The 16,439-nt window shown below is 56.0% G+C and carries 21 protein-coding genes and 1 pseudogene; 2 read left to right on the top strand and 20 right to left on the bottom strand.

Annotated features, from left to right (window positions below; all coding sequences use genetic code 11):
* Positions 1 to 6: 6 nt before the first annotated feature.
* Both DBV39_RS15385 and petA read right to left on the bottom strand, forming a co-directional pair.
* On the bottom strand, positions 7 to 1,386 hold the full coding sequence (locus DBV39_RS15385; RefSeq protein ID WP_108622295.1) for a cytochrome b: 1,380 nt from the start codon (positions 1,384 to 1,386) through the stop codon (positions 7 to 9).
* A gap of 62 nt (positions 1,387 to 1,448) precedes the next feature.
* A pseudogene (petA, locus tag DBV39_RS15390) lies at positions 1,449 to 2,092 on the bottom strand (ubiquinol-cytochrome c reductase iron-sulfur subunit).
* Between the two features lie 119 nt (positions 2,093 to 2,211).
* Between petA and mscL the strand changes: the two are divergent.
* Positions 2,212 to 2,736 carry a large conductance mechanosensitive channel protein MscL gene (gene mscL, locus DBV39_RS15395; protein ID WP_108622296.1) on the top strand — a complete coding sequence of 175 codons (525 nt, stop codon included), beginning with the start codon at positions 2,212 to 2,214 and terminating at the stop codon, positions 2,734 to 2,736.
* Positions 2,737 to 2,961: 225 nt separating this feature from the next.
* On the opposite strand, the gene DBV39_RS15400 is transcribed toward mscL, so the two are convergent.
* Both DBV39_RS15400 and DBV39_RS15405 read right to left on the bottom strand, forming a co-directional pair.
* On the bottom strand, positions 2,962 to 3,741 hold the full coding sequence (locus tag DBV39_RS15400; RefSeq protein WP_193853076.1) for a Nif3-like dinuclear metal center hexameric protein: 780 nt from the start codon (positions 3,739 to 3,741) through the stop codon (positions 2,962 to 2,964).
* A gap of 101 nt (positions 3,742 to 3,842) precedes the next feature.
* Positions 3,843 to 4,163: a helix-turn-helix domain-containing protein gene (locus DBV39_RS15405; RefSeq protein ID WP_108622298.1), complete on the bottom strand. Its 321-nt coding sequence runs from the start codon at positions 4,161 to 4,163 to the stop codon at positions 3,843 to 3,845.
* A 226-nt stretch (positions 4,164 to 4,389) separates the two neighbouring features.
* On the opposite strand from DBV39_RS15405, the gene DBV39_RS15410 reads away from it, so the two are divergent.
* Complete coding sequence (locus DBV39_RS15410) at positions 4,390 to 5,331, top strand: LysR family transcriptional regulator (RefSeq protein WP_159078986.1); 942 nt, start codon at positions 4,390 to 4,392, stop codon at positions 5,329 to 5,331.
* A 69-nt stretch (positions 5,332 to 5,400) separates the two neighbouring features.
* Here the strand turns inward: DBV39_RS15410 and tatC are convergent, their stop codons facing one another.
* The 16 genes from tatC to DBV39_RS15490 all read right to left on the bottom strand — a co-directional run bounded on the left by tatC (position 5,401) and on the right by DBV39_RS15490 (position 16,438).
* Entirely contained in the window at positions 5,401 to 6,174 is a 774-nt protein-coding gene (gene tatC, locus DBV39_RS15415; protein WP_108622300.1) for a twin-arginine translocase subunit TatC, read from the bottom strand.
* Complete coding sequence (gene tatB, locus DBV39_RS15420) at positions 6,171 to 6,725, bottom strand: Sec-independent protein translocase protein TatB (protein ID WP_108622301.1); 555 nt, start codon at positions 6,723 to 6,725, stop codon at positions 6,171 to 6,173. Before tatB ends, tatC begins: the two co-directional genes overlap by 4 nt.
* A gap of 112 nt (positions 6,726 to 6,837) precedes the next feature.
* Positions 6,838 to 7,083 (bottom strand): Sec-independent protein translocase subunit TatA, encoded by a 246-nt coding sequence (gene tatA / locus DBV39_RS15425; protein WP_108622302.1) that lies wholly within the window; start codon positions 7,081 to 7,083, stop codon positions 6,838 to 6,840.
* A 12-nt stretch (positions 7,084 to 7,095) separates the two neighbouring features.
* A complete protein-coding gene (locus DBV39_RS15430) occupies positions 7,096 to 7,464 on the bottom strand; it encodes a histidine triad nucleotide-binding protein (RefSeq protein ID WP_108622303.1) in 369 nt (122 codons plus the stop codon).
* Positions 7,457 to 7,813 (bottom strand): phosphoribosyl-ATP diphosphatase, encoded by a 357-nt coding sequence (locus DBV39_RS15435; protein WP_108622304.1) that lies wholly within the window; start codon positions 7,811 to 7,813, stop codon positions 7,457 to 7,459. The genes DBV39_RS15430 and DBV39_RS15435 overlap by 8 nt, the downstream gene beginning before the upstream one ends.
* Positions 7,810 to 8,202, bottom strand: coding sequence for a phosphoribosyl-AMP cyclohydrolase (hisI, locus tag DBV39_RS15440; RefSeq protein ID WP_108622305.1), 393 nt, complete (start codon positions 8,200 to 8,202; stop codon positions 7,810 to 7,812). The genes DBV39_RS15435 and hisI overlap by 4 nt, the downstream gene beginning before the upstream one ends.
* On the bottom strand, positions 8,199 to 9,014 hold the full coding sequence (hisF, locus tag DBV39_RS15445) for an imidazole glycerol phosphate synthase subunit HisF (RefSeq protein ID WP_108622306.1): 816 nt from the start codon (positions 9,012 to 9,014) through the stop codon (positions 8,199 to 8,201). The genes hisI and hisF overlap by 4 nt, the downstream gene beginning before the upstream one ends.
* Positions 9,011 to 9,751 (bottom strand): 1-(5-phosphoribosyl)-5-[(5-phosphoribosylamino)methylideneamino]imidazole-4-carboxamide isomerase, encoded by a 741-nt coding sequence (gene hisA / locus DBV39_RS15450; RefSeq protein ID WP_108622307.1) that lies wholly within the window; start codon positions 9,749 to 9,751, stop codon positions 9,011 to 9,013. Before hisA ends, hisF begins: the two co-directional genes overlap by 4 nt.
* Before the next feature lie 30 nt (positions 9,752 to 9,781).
* Complete coding sequence (gene hisH / locus DBV39_RS15455) at positions 9,782 to 10,426, bottom strand: imidazole glycerol phosphate synthase subunit HisH (protein ID WP_108622308.1); 645 nt, start codon at positions 10,424 to 10,426, stop codon at positions 9,782 to 9,784.
* A gap of 23 nt (positions 10,427 to 10,449) precedes the next feature.
* Positions 10,450 to 11,037 (bottom strand): imidazoleglycerol-phosphate dehydratase HisB, encoded by a 588-nt coding sequence (gene hisB / locus DBV39_RS15460; RefSeq protein WP_108622309.1) that lies wholly within the window; start codon positions 11,035 to 11,037, stop codon positions 10,450 to 10,452.
* 135 nt (positions 11,038 to 11,172) lie between these two features.
* Positions 11,173 to 12,492, bottom strand: a complete 1,320-nt coding sequence (gene hisD / locus DBV39_RS15465; protein ID WP_108622310.1) for a histidinol dehydrogenase — start codon at positions 12,490 to 12,492, stop codon at positions 11,173 to 11,175.
* 148 nt (positions 12,493 to 12,640) lie between these two features.
* The gene (gene hisG, locus DBV39_RS15470; protein ID WP_108622311.1) at positions 12,641 to 13,333 is read right to left on the bottom strand and encodes an ATP phosphoribosyltransferase; all 693 of its coding nucleotides are present in this window, start codon (positions 13,331 to 13,333) and stop codon (positions 12,641 to 12,643) included.
* Complete coding sequence (gene murA, locus DBV39_RS15475) at positions 13,330 to 14,598, bottom strand: UDP-N-acetylglucosamine 1-carboxyvinyltransferase (protein ID WP_108622312.1); 1,269 nt, start codon at positions 14,596 to 14,598, stop codon at positions 13,330 to 13,332. Before murA ends, hisG begins: the two co-directional genes overlap by 4 nt.
* On the bottom strand, positions 14,598 to 14,840 hold the full coding sequence (locus DBV39_RS15480; RefSeq protein WP_108622313.1) for a BolA family protein: 243 nt from the start codon (positions 14,838 to 14,840) through the stop codon (positions 14,598 to 14,600). Before DBV39_RS15480 ends, murA begins: the two co-directional genes overlap by 1 nt.
* 12 nt (positions 14,841 to 14,852) lie before the next feature.
* Positions 14,853 to 15,647, bottom strand: a complete 795-nt coding sequence (locus DBV39_RS15485; protein ID WP_108622314.1) for an ABC transporter permease — start codon at positions 15,645 to 15,647, stop codon at positions 14,853 to 14,855.
* A complete protein-coding gene (locus DBV39_RS15490; RefSeq protein ID WP_108622315.1) occupies positions 15,644 to 16,438 on the bottom strand; it encodes an ABC transporter ATP-binding protein in 795 nt (264 codons plus the stop codon). Before DBV39_RS15490 ends, DBV39_RS15485 begins: the two co-directional genes overlap by 4 nt.
* Between the last annotated feature and the right edge of the window lies 1 nt (position 16,439).

A 16,439-nucleotide genomic window follows, 5' to 3' on the forward strand; every position in this document is an offset into this window, starting at 1 on the left:
GTTGGCTCAGTGGGCATGGAAGGTCACGCGGTCAGGGACCGGCTTGAACGTGCCCATACGACTCCAGACAGGCATCAGCAGGAAGAATGCCAGGTAGATGATCGTGCCAATCTGAGACATCAGATTGAACACATCGGTCGGTGCCTGCGTGCCAAGATAGCCAAGAATCAGGAAGTTAACAAAGAAAATGCCGTACAGCCACTTGTGCCAGTTCGGGCGATACCGGATCGAGCGAACAGGCGAGTAGTCAAGCCAGGGCAGGAAGAACAGCAAAACCACTGCACCACCCATTGCAACCACACCCCAGAACTTGGCGTCGATCAGGCGAAACAGCACAGCCACAGCGATCAGGATCACCGGGACGATGACTTTCGCCAGACCCTTGCACTTCACGAACATGACCAGTGCAGCGATGAGGGATGAGCCTGCAAGAACCCAGGTGAAATCGTCAGTGGTCGCACGCAGCATCGAGTAGAACGGCGTGAAATACCAGACCGGGGCGATGTGCGGCGGTGTCTTGAGCGGGTCAGCCGGGATGAAGTTGTTGTACTCGAGGAAGTAACCACCCATCTCAGGCGCAAAGAAAACGATCGCCATGAACACGATAAAGAATCCGGCAACGCCGAGAATATCGTGAACGGTGTAATAGGGATGGAAAGGAATCCCGTCAAGGGGGCGACCATACTTGTCTTTCTTGGACTTGATCTCGATGCCGTCGGGGTTGTTTGAACCTACTTCGTGCAGCGCGATGATATGAGCAGCCACGAGACCAAGCAGAACCAGTGGAATCGCGATCACGTGGAAAGCGAAGAACCGGTTCAGCGTCGCGTCTGAAACAACGTAGTCACCACGAATCCAGATTGCAAGTTCAGGTCCGATAAAGGGGATCGCGGAGAACAGGTTCACGATCACCTGGGCTCCCCAGTAAGACATCTGGCCCCATGGAAGGAGGTATCCGAAGAAGGCTTCCGCCATCAGACAGAGGAAGATGCCGACACCGAAGATCCACACGAGCTCTCGTGGCTTGCGATAGGAGCCGTAGAGCAATGCACGAACCATGTGGAGGTAGACCACCACAAAGAACATGGATGCTCCGGTTGAGTGCATGTAGCGCATGAACCAGCCACCTGGAACCTCGCGCATGATGTGCTCGACCGACTGAAACGCCAGTTCCGCATCAGGTTTATAGTGCATCACCAGAAAAATGCCGGTTACGATCTGGAGAACCAGCACCAGCATTGCCAACGAACCGAAGAAGTACCAGAAGTTGAAGTTCTTCGGTGCGTAATATTCGGTGAGGTGACCTTTGATGTTGGCCGTCAGGGGGAATCGTTTATCGACCCACCCCAGTACGCCAGTCGTTTCTACGCTTTTCTCGCCAGCCATGAAACGGCTCCTTTCAATCTATCAATGTCGGTTTTCAATTAAGGAAATCAGCAGTCGCCGCGTCAGGCGGGATTGTCTTCATCCACGCCAATCAGGATCCTGCTATCACTGACGTACTGGTAAGGCGGCACTTCAAGATTGTCAGGCGCCGGTTTGTTACGGTAAACGCGGCCAGCCATGTCAAACGTGGAGCCGTGGCAAGGACAGAGGCTGCCACCTTCCCAGTCAGCCGGCAGGCTGGGCTGGGCACCCGCAGCGAAGCGGGGTGTGGGTGAACAACCGAGGTGAGTGCAAATTGCGACGCCAACCCAGATTTCGGGCTTGCGTGAACGCCATTCGTTCTTTGCGTAGGGAGGGGTGTAGCCGGGACGTTCCGAGTTGGGGTCAGCCAGCTCGTCATTGACTTTGGAGAGGCCTGCCAGCATTTCCGGCGTGCGGTGAATCACCCAGACGGGCTTGCCGCGCCATTCAACCGTGCGCATCTCACCCGGGGGATGGTGCTGACATCAATCTCGACTGGCGCACCTGCGGCACGTGCTTTCTCTGAAGGCGCGAAGCTGCCAACGAAGGGCGCAGCCAACGCAGCTCCAGCAACACCTCCTACCGCACAGGTTGTTCCAATCCAGAACCGCCGATTCGGGTCGGCTGGCAAATTCAGTGGTGCTGCACCTTCATCATCATGGTGCAAAGTGGAATCCTGACTCATCGTTCAATCCTTGTGTTGCCGGTCGAGACGCAATCCGTCCCGAGGTTACAAACTCTCGATCGTCTATTATTATAGCGCCCTGGGCGCCAGGGTGCTCTTTGAATGTCCAAAGGATAAAAATGTCTACTAAAAAAGGAATTCTCAAGGAATTCAGGGATTTCGCTGTACGCGGGAATGTGATCGATCTTGCCGTCGGTGTGATCATCGGCGCAGCCTTCGGAAAAATCGTTGACTCGCTCGTTCGCCACATCGTGATGCCCATTGTGAATTTCATCATGGGCGGCTCTGTTGACTTCACCAACAAGTTTCTGGTTCTCTCCCGTCCAGATGGTTATGCCGGCCCTGAAACATACAGCGATCTGACTACGGCCGGAGCCATCGTTTTTGCCTGGGGCGAGTTTCTCACTATCCTGATCAATTTTGTCATTCTGGCCTTCATCATCTTCTGGATGGTCAAGCTCGTGAACATGGCCAAAGATCGTGCCAAGGCCGAGGAGGCGGCGCAGCCTGCACCACCACCCCCCGCACCGCCAGCCGATATCGTCTTGCTGACTGAAATCCGTGATCTGCTCAAGCAACAGGAAACGACCGCAGCCAGCCAGAAGCTTTCAGGATCTGACGCAGGCTCGAGCTCCAGACCCTGAGGCCTGTCCAGAGGAGGGCTGATGCGTGCTTGTTGAATCGCGCCGGGTGTCCCCGTTATCCGGGACACCCGGCAGCTGATCAACTGTGAGCGCAAGCCCCTGGATTTGGCCATGGGGTGGTTCGGCGACAGGTGTGGTCACCGGCCTGACTCCACCGGCCAGCGTCTTCTTTCTTCGTTCTTTTGTCTTCTTTCTTTTTTCTTTCCAGATCTCTCCTTCAGTTTGTCAGGCGGGATTGTCGAGGTCTACAAAAGTGACTTTGACATCAAGCTGCCTGGCAATCTCCTCTCCCAGTGCCCTCACACCGTAGCGCTCCGTCGCGTGATGTCCCGCGCTGATGAACGTCGTCCCGGTTTCCCGGGCAATATGCGCATTGGGCTCTGAAATCTCGCCCGTTACATAGGTTTGTGCACCAGCGGCGATTGCGGCCTCCTGCATGCTTTGAGCACCGCCCGTGCACCATGCGACCAGTCCTGCTTTTGCCTCGAAGTTGCCAACCACGACAGGATGTCGGGCGAGTTGTGTCTGGATCCGGCCCGCTAATTCACGAACGGATTGTTCAGTGACCTCGGGGTGTCCAAGCCAGACCAGGCTCCCCGGCCCGCAGGTTACTGGTGCTCCCTGTGCATCGCGCAGGGGATTGAGCCCAAGCTGCTTTGCGAGCTGGGCATTGTTTCCAAATATGGGATGTGCGTCGAGCGGCAGATGGTACGCGATCAGATTGATATCTGATTCAAGTAATGCTCGAATTCGCTTGAGACGCTGGCCCTGAAGGGTTGGATTTTCGTTGCGCCAGAAGTAGCCATGATGAACCAGGATGGCATCGGCGTTCAGTTCACGGGCTTTCTCGATCAGGGCGAGACTAGCCGTCACGCCCGTCACGATATGCGAGATCTGGTCCTTGCCTTGAATCTGCAAACCGTTTGGGCAGTAGTCCGTAAATTTTTCTGGTTCCAGTGTCTGGTCCAGCCATGCGACCAGTTTGCTGGTTTCAATCATGAGGATTCACCTTCGAGTACGATAGGTGATCACTATAAGACCTCTGCTGTCTGGCGGGCAACCTTACACAGGCGCACGCCAGACACGTGCAATCATTCAGGCTTCAATCAAAGCGTGACGGTCTTGATTCTGCCTGCGGCCAATTCTTCTGCGCGTGCCAGCAGCGACTCTTTGGCATCTGCATCCAGGTGGTAAAAAAGCTCCTGGAGTCTTGCCTGTTCGTCATCCTGCGTGTAAAACCAGCTGACAGGCATGTTGAGAATTTCCGCAACACGACACATCAGCCGATAGTCGGGCGAGTGCTTGCCTCGCTCGTACTGGTTCATACGGGCACTCGCTGATGTGGGATCAATCCCGGCCAGTTTGCCAAGTTTTTCTTGAGATAGACCTGCGCGGAGACGCGCGGCTTTCAGGCGATCGCTGATCATTTGTCCGTTCCCCAAAGTAGAGGCGTGTCCGGAGAGTCCGGACAGCTGCGTTGTACCCCTATGCAACTGAGCGTTGCACTGCTTTTGTTCGGACAATGCTAAAAATTTCACTGGCATTGTGTCTACTAATAAATATTTATGAGATCGATCAATTAATATTATGCAAAGGCAAAGCGGATGAAATCATCGTTTCAGTAGCAACAAAAAAGGGCGATTGGTTGTGGATTTGCGACAGATTCAATATTTTTTATCGTTGTTTGAAGAGCAGTCGGTGACCCGTGCAGCTCGCAGACTGAACATTGTGCAGCCTGCTCTGAGTATGCAGATCGCCAAGCTTGAGCGAGATATTGGCAAGCCGCTCTTCACTCGAACACCGCGACGAATGATCCCGACGCCAGCAGGCGAAGAGATGTATCGGCTCTTTCTGCCGATCATGACCGAGTTTGGGCGTGCCAGAGAGCGCCTGATGCATAGCGGTGATGCGCTCAGCGGGCACGTCCGTCTAGGCCTGGTACCCAGCATCGGTCAGCATGTTCTTCCTGATGTTCTCGAGAGATTCGTTGAGCGCCACCCTGAAGTCACACTGTCCATTTCTGAGGGGTTGACAGATCATCTGATTGAGCAGGTGGCCGGGGGACAACTCGATCTTTGCTATACCAACCGATCCGATCGTGTCCGGCCGGTTGCCACTGATGTGGTGCTGCGCGAGCGGATTGTCTTTGTGACAGGGATAAACGACATTCCGTACCCGCCAAAGGTCAGCCTTGTCGAATTGACGGGTTGCCGCTTTGTTCTGCCTACCCGGGAAAACGGCATGCGCCACATCGTTGAACAGGCACTGGAGGCTGATGACGGCCACCTTGCACCGGCCATCGAGGTTGACTCGATACTGACGAGCGCGCGCCTGATCGAAAAATCCCTTTATGTCAGCCTGATGCCAGAAAGCATCGTACGTGGATTGCGTTCTCGCTACAACTTCGCGTTACGAACATACGAGCTTAAGAACAAGGGATTTGAGAGGCAGATTGTCTGTTCGCATAATCTTCGTCGCCCGATGACAAAGGCCGCTCAGGCGTTTCATGACGCACTGGCAAGCAGACTGGTGGCCGAGCATGGTCTTGATCATCGAAAACGTCAGGAAGAACGTCGCATAGCAGACCGTTCCTGATGCAAGCAACGTACACAATAAACAGCGTACGTGACTTTTCAAGCCTGAAAGATATGCGGGGATGCTTGATCAGACGGGATGGTCGCCGTCTTCCCGTTCAGCATCTCGATCAATCGGTTTGATCTTTGCAGCAAGAATCAGGCCTACCTCGTACAGGATCCACAATGGGACGGCAAGCATGAACTGGCTGATAACATCCGGGGGCGTCACGATCGCAGCAATGATGAAAGCACCGACGACGACGTAGCCGCGAATTTCGCGCAGCTTCTCGATCGACATGATGCCCATGCGAACGAGCAGAATCACCGCAATTGGCACTTCGAATGTGATGCCGAACGCAAGAAACATGGTCAGTACGAAGTTCAGATAGGCTTCAATATCCGGGGCAGGGGTGATCGACTGCGGCGCAAACGACGCAATGAATTTGAAGACTGTCTGGAACACGACAAAGTAGCAGAACGCCATGCCGAGCAGGAACAGCAACGAGCTTGACACAATCAGTGGCAAGGCCAGGCGTTTCTCGTGCCGATACAGTCCCGGCGCAACAAATGCCCACATCTGATAAAGAACGTAAGGCAAGGCGACCACAAACGCGGCCAGCATGGTGACCTTGACGGGCACCATGAACGGCGTGATGACACCGGTGGCAATCATCCGGGTGCCTTGTGGAAGCGTGGCGAGCATTGGCTGCGCCAGGAAATCGTAGATAAGGGACGCGCCAGGGTAAATGAACAGGATCGTAAAAACCACGACCACAGCCAGAATGGCCCTGATCAAGCGGTCCCGCAACTCAACCAGATGCGACAGAAAGCCTTCCTGGCCTGACTCCGCGTTCTCAGTCAACTCTTTTGCTCCGATTCCTTGGGTCTTGATATATCAACCGGGACCCCCTCCTGGGCTGTATTCGGGGCCGCTTTCGGGGCGGGTTTCTCGGGCTGCTTTTCCGCAGTTCGACTGGCTGACGAAGCAGTCAGTGAGGAGTCCTGGGCGGTCAGGCGAGCTGCGTCAGCAGAAGTACCCTCAGAGCCGGACTCGACCCTCTGGGTGTTGGACCGCTTATCGGCCCCCAGATCTGACAGAGAGGCTTTGGCCGAGTCAATTTCATCACGCATCTGGTTCAATGGCTCTTCTACCTGCTCGCGAATAGAGTCTGATGTGTCACGAAATGAGGAGTGAATGGATTGAGCCGCGCTCTCCATTTCTTCTTTCATCTTGCGCAGGTCTTCGAGCTCGACTTCGCGCTGGATGTCGCTCTTGACGTCGCTGACATAGCGTTGCGCCCGCCCAAGCAGATGGCCAACCGTACGGGCGACCTTGGGCAGACGCTCGGGGCCGATGACCACAAGCGCTACCACACCGACAAGCAACAGCTCCGTAAAACTGATATCAAACAAGATCGACTCTCAAATGTCTCCGGGTGACCAGGCAGCCGGGCTGCTCAGGTCGGACAGGTCAAACCGTGCAAACGTACAGAGCCACCTGCACTGGCTGATCTCTGCAAGGCACTTACTGTGAAGACGAGCTGGACTTTTCTTTTGCCTGAACGTCGATCGTGTCGTCGGAGGAAACTCGCTGTGTCGTGTCTTTGTCCGCAGCACCAGCAGACGGGTCGTTGGCGTCTTTCATGCCTTCCTTGAAGCCTTTGACTGCACCGCCGAGGTCTGAACCGATATTGCGCAACTTCTTGGTCCCAAAAACCAGCGCAACGATCAGCAGAACGATCAACCAATGCCAGATACTAAAAGCGCCCATACAAACTCCTGCTTATGCTGTGAGAGAGGCCTTTGGCGTCCAGGGACGCGGACCACCCAGAATGTGAAGGTGCAGGTGGTGAACTTCCTGACCACCATGAGCCCCGGAATTTACAACGATTCTAAAGCCACCATCTGGCCCTGGCTCGCATCCGTTTTCGGATGCAATGCGGGGCACCAATGCCATCATTCTACCCAACCATTCGCTATCCGCGTCGCTGACGTCCTGCATGGATACGACATGATGTTTCGGGATAATGAGAATATGGACCGGCGCGAGCGGACTGATGTCATGAAACGCAATCAGCTGATCGTCCTCGTAGACCTTCTTTGAAGGAATTTCGCCTTTGACGATCTTGCAGAAAATGCATGAGTCACTCATTGCTGCTATCTCCCTGTGTGGATCTGGATGCCTTTTCCTGATGCCCCGAAATGCCTTCGCGTCGTGCCAGCTCTGCCAGAACGTCCTCAGGACGCAAGCCATGGTGCGCTAGCGCAATCATGCAGTGAAACCAGAGGTCAGCGGTCTCGGAAACAATTCTGTCGGGGATGCCATCCTTGGAGGCCATGACCAGCTCTGTTGCCTCCTCGCCGACTTTCTTCAGGATGGCATCCTGGCCTTTGACAAACAGGCTGGCAACATATGACTGCTTCGGGTCTGCCCCGGCATCAGGTTTGCGACTTTCCAGAACGTTCGCGATACGTGCAAGAATAGCTTCTTCATATGTCATTTATAAATCAGCTCCGGATCCTTTAGTACAGGGTCGATACTGACCCAGGCAGGTTCGTCGCCTGATTGCTCAAGCTTGCGGTAAAAACAGCTTTCCCGCCCTGTATGACAGGCAATTCCGCCGATCTGTTCCACTTCCAGCAAAATCACGTCTGAATCGCAGTCCAGACGGATATTCTTGATCTTTTGTGTGTGGCCAGAGGACTCACCCTTGCGCCACAGGCTCTGGCGCGATCTCGACCAGTAGACAGCGATGCCGCTCGCGTGGGTTTCTTCCAGTGATTCACGGTTCATCCAGGCTACCATCAGGATGCGCCTGGATTGGGCATCCTGCGCGATCGCCGGGATCAGGCCTGCCGAGTCAAACTTCACTTGATCCAGCCAGTTCATCGCACGCTCCGGCGAACGGGGATACCACGCTGGGCCATGTGATCCTTGGCCTGTCCAATGGTGTATTCCCCAAAATGAAAAATACTGGCTGCCAGCACCGCGTTGGCGCCGCCTGCGCTCACGCCCTCAGCGAGGTGTTCGAGAGTGCCAACTCCGCCGGATGCAATCACGGGTACGCTGACTGCGTCGCTGACAGCACGCGTGAGCACCAGATCAAATCCACTACGGGTGCCATCACGATCCATGCTGGTCAGGAGAATCTCGCCAGCGCCGTAGTGTGCCATACGGTCTGCCCATTCAAGTACATCAATCCCGGTCGCACGTCGTCCTCCGTGGGTGTATACCTCCCAGCGGGGGGCATCGGCTGGCGAGTCAGGTACCTGACGTGCGTCAATGGCAACGACAATGCATTGCGAACCGTGATAGTCGCTCGCCGCCTTGATAAGATCCGGGTTGGCCACGGCCGCACTGTTGATGCTGACCTTGTCCGCACCGGCGTTGAGCAGTCGCTGAATATCACTGACCTGACGAACACCGCCGCCAACCGTAAGCGGTATGAACACTTCAGACGCCACAGCGTCGATGATGGGGAGAATCAGGTCCCGATCATCGCTCGTGGCTGTGATGTCGAGGAAAGTCAGTTCGTCTGCACCCTCGAGATTGTAGCGACGGGCAATCTCGACCGGATCACCCGCATCGACCAGTCCGACAAAATTCACGCCTTTGACGACTCGGCCTGCAGTCACATCCAGGCAAGGGATGACCCGGCGAGTCAGTCCGTTACGGACTGACAGGGTGTCGATACCTGTCATGGGCACAACTCGTCGGCGCGTTCGACGGCTTTCTTGAAGTCCAGCGTACCTTCATAGATACTGCGTCCAAGGATGGCGCCTTCAACGCCCTCTGCCTCGACTGCACACAGTTCGTCGATATCGCGCATGTCGGTGATGCCACCGGAAGCAATCACAGGAATGTTGACTGCCTGGGCGAGAGCGACCGTTGCCTGGACGTTCACGCCCGTCAGCATACCGTCACGTCCGATGTCGGTGTAAATGATGGCCTCGCAGCCATAGTCTTCAAACTTGCGTGCCAGATCGGTGACCATGTGACGGGTCAGTTTGCTCCAGCCGTCCGTTGCGACCTTTCCGTCACGGGCGTCCAGTCCGACGATGATCTTGCCCGGAAATGCACCGCAGGCATCGCGCAGAAAACCTGGACTCTTGACCGCAGCAGTTCCGATGATGACGTAAGAGATGCCAGCATCAAGATAGCGTTCAATCGTGTCAAGGTCACGAATGCCACCGCCGATCTGGACGGGCACATCATCGCCCATCGCGTCGACGATTTCATGGATAACAGCCTCGTTGACGGGTTTGCCAGCAATGGCGCCGTTCAGGTCGACCAGATGGAGGCGACGCGCGCCTAGATCGGCCCAGTGTTCGGCCATTTCGACAGGGTCTTCCGAGAACACGGTGGCATCGTTCATGTCGCCTTGGCGCAGGCGTACACATTTACCGTCTTTAAGGTCAATGGCAGGGATCAGAAGCATGGCAGTGGCTAAGTGAATAAGGGTTGGTTCTTATGGTTTCCAGTCTACAAAATTGCGGTAGAGACGCAAACCGGGGTCTGCACTTTTCTCTGGATGGAACTGGGCCGCAAAAATGTTGTCTCTTGCAACGGCGCATGTGAACGTCACGCCGTAATCCGTCTCTCCGACAGTCAGTGACGGATCCTCCGGATGTACATAATAGCTGTGCACAAAATAAAACGGGGTCAGATCTTCAATGCCGGCCCACATTGGGTGTTCGCGACACTGGCGAACGGCGTTCCAGCCCATATGAGGTACCTTGAGTCGGTCCACACCTGTGTGGGCGCTGTCAAACAGCTCGCCTCTGAAGCGCCTGACATCTCCCGGGAACAGTCCCAGGCATTGCGTCGGGCCTTCTTCGCTGCGTTCGAACAGCATTTGTTCACCGACACATATCCCGAGCAATGGTTTGTTGCGGCTGACTTCAAGGACAACCTCAACGAGCCCGGCCTGTTCCAGGGTGCGCATGCAGTCGCCCATCGCGCCCTGTCCAGGCAGAACAACTCGCTCAGCCTTGAGGATGATTTCCGGGTCGCCCGTCAGGGTGATATCTGCTTCCGGTGCGGCATGGCGCAGGGCGCGTTCAACGGAGTGGTAGTTGCCCATTCCGTATTCGACAATGGCGATCGATGTCATGGTCTAAGTCCGGCGGGTGTGAGTCAGAGAGTGCCTTTGGTGGAAGGGATTACACCGGCCTGGCGCTCATCGACTTCAATCGCCATGCGCAGGGCACGGCCAAACGCCTTGAAGACCGTCTCGCACTGGTGGTGTGCGTTGATACCGCGCAAGTTATCGATATGCAGCGTCATCTGGGCGTGGTTCACCAGTCCCTGAAAGAATTCTCGCGTCAGATCAACATCGAAATCGCCGATACGCGCACGCGTGAACGGTATGTCATACGTCAGCATTGGTCGGCCCGATAGATCAATCACGACGCGCGAGAGCGCTTCGTCAAGTGGCACATAGGCGTGTCCGTAGCGGCGGATACCTGCTTTGCTGCCGATCGCCTTATGCAGGGCCTGACCAAATGAAATGCCAACGTCTTCCACCGTGTGGTGTGCGTCAATGTGCAGGTCCCCTTTTGCCTTGATGTCCAGATCGATCAGGCCATGGCGTGCAATCTGGTCCAGCATGTGATCCAGAAAGGGCACACCCGTGTCGATTGACTGTTGTCCGGTGCCATCCAGATTGATGCTGATCTGAATCTGGGTTTCCTGTGTATTGCGGGTAATGTCGGCGGTACGCATGAAAGAACTGTATCTCGTTAAGTCTCGGTAAGCCCGCCAGCAGGCGGGCACACCTTCTATTGTACGGTTACGCGAAGCCCGTCATGAGAAAGGCAGGCATTTCGGATATTTTGAGTGGCGACGACCCGTCTCAGATTACGAGGCTGGTCCACTCTCAGGCTCGTTACGGTATGCTGCACTGGCGGCATGGGCTGTCAATCCTTCCCCCATGGCAAGCGTCTGGGCGATCGCGCCTAGCTTTTGCGCACCTGCTTTTGAGACATGAATGATGCTGGATCGCTTCTGAAAGTCATAGACCCCAAGCGGCGAAGAGAACCTGGCGGTGCCTGACGTCGGGAGCACGTGGTTGGGTCCGGCACAGTAGTCTCCTAGCGATTCGGACGTGTGCCTGCCTAGAAAGATCGCGCCCGCATGGCGTATGTGATCAACCCATCGCTCGGGTGATTCGGTCGAAATTTCAAGGTGCTCAGGTGCAATCTGGTTGGCGATTTCACAGGCCTGCTCCAGATCGCGAACCTCGATCAGTGCCCCACGATTGGACAAACTGGTGCTGATGATGTCCTTTCTGGGCATGGAAGGCAGAAGGCGTTCAATCGCGGCGTGAACCTCGTCGAGGTAACTCGCATCCGGACACAGCAAGATGGACTGGGCCAGTTCATCATGCTCGGCTTGCGAGAACAGGTCCATGGCGATCCAGTCCGCAGGAGTGCTGCCGTCACAGATCACCAGAATTTCACTCGGGCCTGCAATCATGTCAATACCGACTTTGCCAAACACGCGTCGTTTGGCCGCTGCGACATATGCATTGCCTGGTCCGACAATCTTGTCTACGGCCGGGATGGTCGCTGTTCCGTAAGCCAGCGCACCTACCGCCTGGGCACCGCCAATGGCAAACACACGATCAATGCCGCTGATGGCAGCCGCAGCCAGCACAAGCGGATTGCGGGTTCCCTGGGGCGTCGGGGTCACCATGATGACTTCCTCGACACCTGCCACCTTGGCAGGGATGGCGTTCATCAATACCGATGACGGGTAGGCAGCCTTGCCGCCCGGGACATACAACCCGACCCGGTCAAGCGGCGTTATTTTCTGTCCCAGACGCGTACCGTCTTCTTCCAGATAGTCCCAGCTCGACTGTTTCTGACGCTCGTGATACTCGCGCACGCGCCTCGCCGCAGATTGCAGGGCATCACGCTGGGCAGCGGGAAGGGACTCCAGTGCTGATTCCCACTCGCTGCGCGGGATCTCCAGTTCGACAACAGTAGAGGCCTGAACACTGTCGAATCGCTTTGTGAGCTCCAGCAGAGCCTGATCACCTTCGGTGCGAATCCGTCTCAGGATGGATGCGACTGCCGAGTCGATCTCGTGATCCTGCTCTTCGTCCACGTGCAGTAGTCGCTGCAGTTGGCTGTCGAAGTCGGGGTCGGAGCTGCGAAGGCGCGAGATGGTAGCCATGATTCCAGAGAAACAAACGTGAATAGACAATGAGGCGTTGACGGGCAAAGTTGCGACACGTAGCGACACGTAGCGAAACGTCCCGTAACTTCCCAAGACGCTATGAATGAGCCGTGAATAAATCGCTAATTATTGTTAGACAGGGTAATCATGCCATAGTTGCCAGACTTGCCCGCTCAAAAGCCTCCATGATGGGCTCGATGCCCTCTCGACGCAGTTTGAGTGCGGCGCGATTGACGATCAGACGCGATGAAATCGGCATGATATCTTCAACTGCGACCAGGTCGTTAGCCTTGAGTGTGTTGCCAGTCGAAACCAGATCCACGATGGCATCAGCCAGCCCGATCAGGGGTGCAAGCTCCATGGAGCCGTAGAGCTTGATCAGATCTACGTACACGCCTTTGGACGCAAAATGCTCACGCGCTGCACTGACGTACTTGGTTGCAACCCGCAGTCGGGCGCCCTGTTTGACGGCAGCCTCATAGTCAAAGTCCTTGCGAGTGGCCACGCATAGCTTGCAACGGGCAATGTTCAGATCAATCGGCTGGTACAGAGCACCCGGGTGGGCAGCGGCGTGCTCCACGAGTACGTCTTTGCCGGCAATCCCCATGTCGGCCGCACCATATTCCACGTAGGTCGGGACATCAGATGCGCGCACGATGATGATCCGCACGTCAGGACGACTGGTCCCCAGAATCAGTTTGCGTGACTTTTCCGGATCTTCATTCACTTCGATACCCGCACTTTTCAGTAGCGGCAGCGTTTCTTCAAAGATCCGGCCTTTGGAAAGGGCGAGTGTCAGCGGGGTGGGAGAGGTCGGAGTTGATGCTTGAGTGGTCATGATGTTTCTTTGCTCGTAACGCGAACGATAGATGCGCCAAGCGACTGGAGCTTCTCTTCCATTTTTGCGTAGCCCCGGTCAAGGTGGTAGATCCGTTCTACGGTTGTTTCGCCTTCAGCGGCGAGTCCGGCGATAACAAGGCTCGCTGATGCTCGCAGGTCGGTTGCCATGACGGTCGCGCCTGACAGGCGACTGACCCCGCGTACCATCGCAGTATGTCCGTCAATTTCGATGTCGGCGCCAAGACGGATCAGTTCCTGCACGTGCATGAATCGATTCTCGAAGATGGTTTCCACGATCATTGCGGCCCCATCGGCAACGGTATTCATGGCCATGAACTGTGCCTGCATGTCGGTCGCAAAGCCCGGGTACTCATGGGTGCGGATGTCGACTGCACGCGGGCGTTGGTTCATCCAGGCGTGAATCCAGTTCTCACCCTGTTCGAGCGTGAGTCCGGCTTCAGCAAGCTTGCTCAGCGTCGCGCCCATGTACTGGGGTTCGACTGCGTTAAGACGGATATCGCCGCCGGTCGCAGCGACCGCACACAGGAAACTGCCAGCCTCGATTCGGTCAGAGATGATGTGATGCCGGGCTCCGTGCAGGTGCTCTACCCCTTCAATGACGATCCGGTCTGTGCCATGTCCAGTGATGTGTGCGCCCATTTTGTTGAGCAGGTTGGCCAGATCGACCACTTCTGGCTCGCGTGCGGCGTTCTCCAGGACTGTCGTGCCCTGCGCCAGTGTCGCGGCCATCATCAGGTTCTCGGTGCCAGTAACCGTCACCATGTCGGTACGGATCACGGCCCCTTTCAGCCGGGATGCCCGCGCGACGACATAACCGTGTTCGATGGATATCTCTGCACCGAGCGCTTCGAGTCCACGAATGTGCTGGTCGACCGGACGTTGCCCGATTGCGCAACCGCCAGGCAGACTGACCCGGGCTTCACCAAAGCGTGCGACCAGCGGTCCAAGCACCAGAATTGATGCCCTCATGGTCTTGACCAGTTCGTAGGGTGCCTCGACTGAACTGATCGAAGCAGCACTCAGGGTGACGCCCTGATCGGACGTCCACTCAGATTTCACGCCAAGCTGCGAGAGCAAGCGTAAGGATGTGTGGATGTCCCGTAGTGCCGGTATGTTGGTCAGTTCCAGCGACTCGGCACTGAGCAGGCACGCGCACAGGATTGGCAGCGCTGCGTTCTTCGCGCCGGAGATGGTGACTTCTCCATCCAGGCGCTTGCCACCCGTAATTCTGAGTCGATCCATCAGTTCTGAGCCTTGTACTCTTCGGGTGTCAGGGTTCTCATGGAAAGGGCGTGAATCTCTTCGCGCATCCTGTCGCCGAGTGCTTTGTAGACGAGTTGATGCCTGGCAATCGGGCGCTTGCCTTCGAAGTGAGGGCTCACGATGATCGCTTCAAAGTGAGCGCCATCACCAGTGACTTCAATGTGTTCACATTCCAGGCCATTGGCAATGTAGCCGCGAATGTCTTCAGGAGTGGGCAGCATATCTGGTTTCCATCAATGTCTAAGTTTGTAGCCTGTTTCCAGCAGTCGCATGGCAATCAGCGTTAACGTAATGAAGACGAACAGCACAACCGACAGACTGAGCCAGGGTGATGAGTCGGCAACGCCAAAGAATCCGTACCGGAATCCGTCAATCGTGTAAAAAATCGGATTCCAGTGGGATACGGCCTGCCAGAACGGTGGCAAGGTGTGAATCGAATAAAACACGCCAGACAGAAATGTGGCTGGCATGATCAGGAAGTTCTGAAATGCGGCAAGCTGGTCAAACTTCTCGGACCACAAACCCGCAATCAGGCCCAGGATGCCCATGATGCTACAGGCTAGTACCGCAAATACCAGAATCCAGAGCGGGTATGCCACCGGGAGTTGCAGAAACAGCATGGACACGCCCCAGACTGCTGCGCCGACTGCAAGACCGCGCATTACCGCGGCCAGTACATAGGCCCCAAAAAACTCCAGATTCGAAATTGGCGTCACCAGGATGAAGACCAGGTTGCCGGTGATCCGGCTCTGAATCAGCGAGGAGGACGGGTTGGCGAACGCATTCTGCAACATGCTCATCATCATGAGCCCCGGGATCAGGAACTGGGTGTAGTCGATTGTGTCGTAGACCTTGACCCGGTCTTGCAGAACCTGGGCAAATATCACCAGATAGAGAAGGGCAGTCATCACCGGTGCGGCGATGGTCTGGAACGCAACTCGCCAGAAGCGCAACATCTCCTTGTACAGGAGCGTCCTAAAGCCCGATCGTAACTGTGGCTGCATGGAAGTGGGCTGGGAAGGAGTCATGACGCCAGGGCCTCCGCTGCAGGTGCGTGCATGATCTGCACGAATGCCTCTTCAAGTCCTGCTCCACCAACACGTGCGAGCAGGGCTTCGGTCGTGTCAAGTGCAATGACCTTGCCCTGCTTGAGCATGGCAATCCGTCCGCAGAGTGCTTCGGCCTCTTCGAGATAGTGGGTGGTCAGCAGAATGGTGTGTCCCTGCTTGTTGAGTCTTGAGATGAATTCCCACAGGCTGCGCCTGAGGTCTACGTCGACGCCGGCAGTGGGCTCATCCAGCACGATGACAGGCGGTCTGTGCACCAGTGCCTGCGCGACCAGTACCCGGCGCTTCATGCCACCAGACAGGGCGCGCATGTTGGTGCTGGCTTTGTCCGTCAAGCCCAGGTTGTGCAGGATCTCGTCGATCCAGTCGTCGTTGTGGCGAAGTCCGTAGTAACCGGACTGCAGTCGCAGCGTCTCGCGTACTGTGAAGAAGGGGTCGTAGACCAGTTCCTGCGGTACCACACCCAGACTGCGTCTGGCATGCTTGAACTCGCTGAATACATCGTAACCACAGACCGATGCTTTACCTTCGGTGGCGCGTGCCAGACCGGCCAGAATCGAGATCAGCGAAGTCTTGCCCGCGCCGTTGGGTCCGAGCAACCCGAAGAATTCGCCATGCTCGACCTGCAGACTGACATCCTGCAAGGCCTTGAACCCGGTTTGAGGTGCTTGTCCGAATCGCTTCCAGAACTTCTGGCGCGCAGGGGCATAGGTTTTGTGGATTCGATCGAACTCAATCGCAAAAGAAGACATA

Origin of the sequence: Orrella marina (genome assembly GCF_003058465.1) — a bacterium.
In the GTDB taxonomy this organism is placed as follows: Bacteria; Pseudomonadota; Gammaproteobacteria; order Burkholderiales; family Burkholderiaceae_B; genus Algicoccus; species Algicoccus marinus.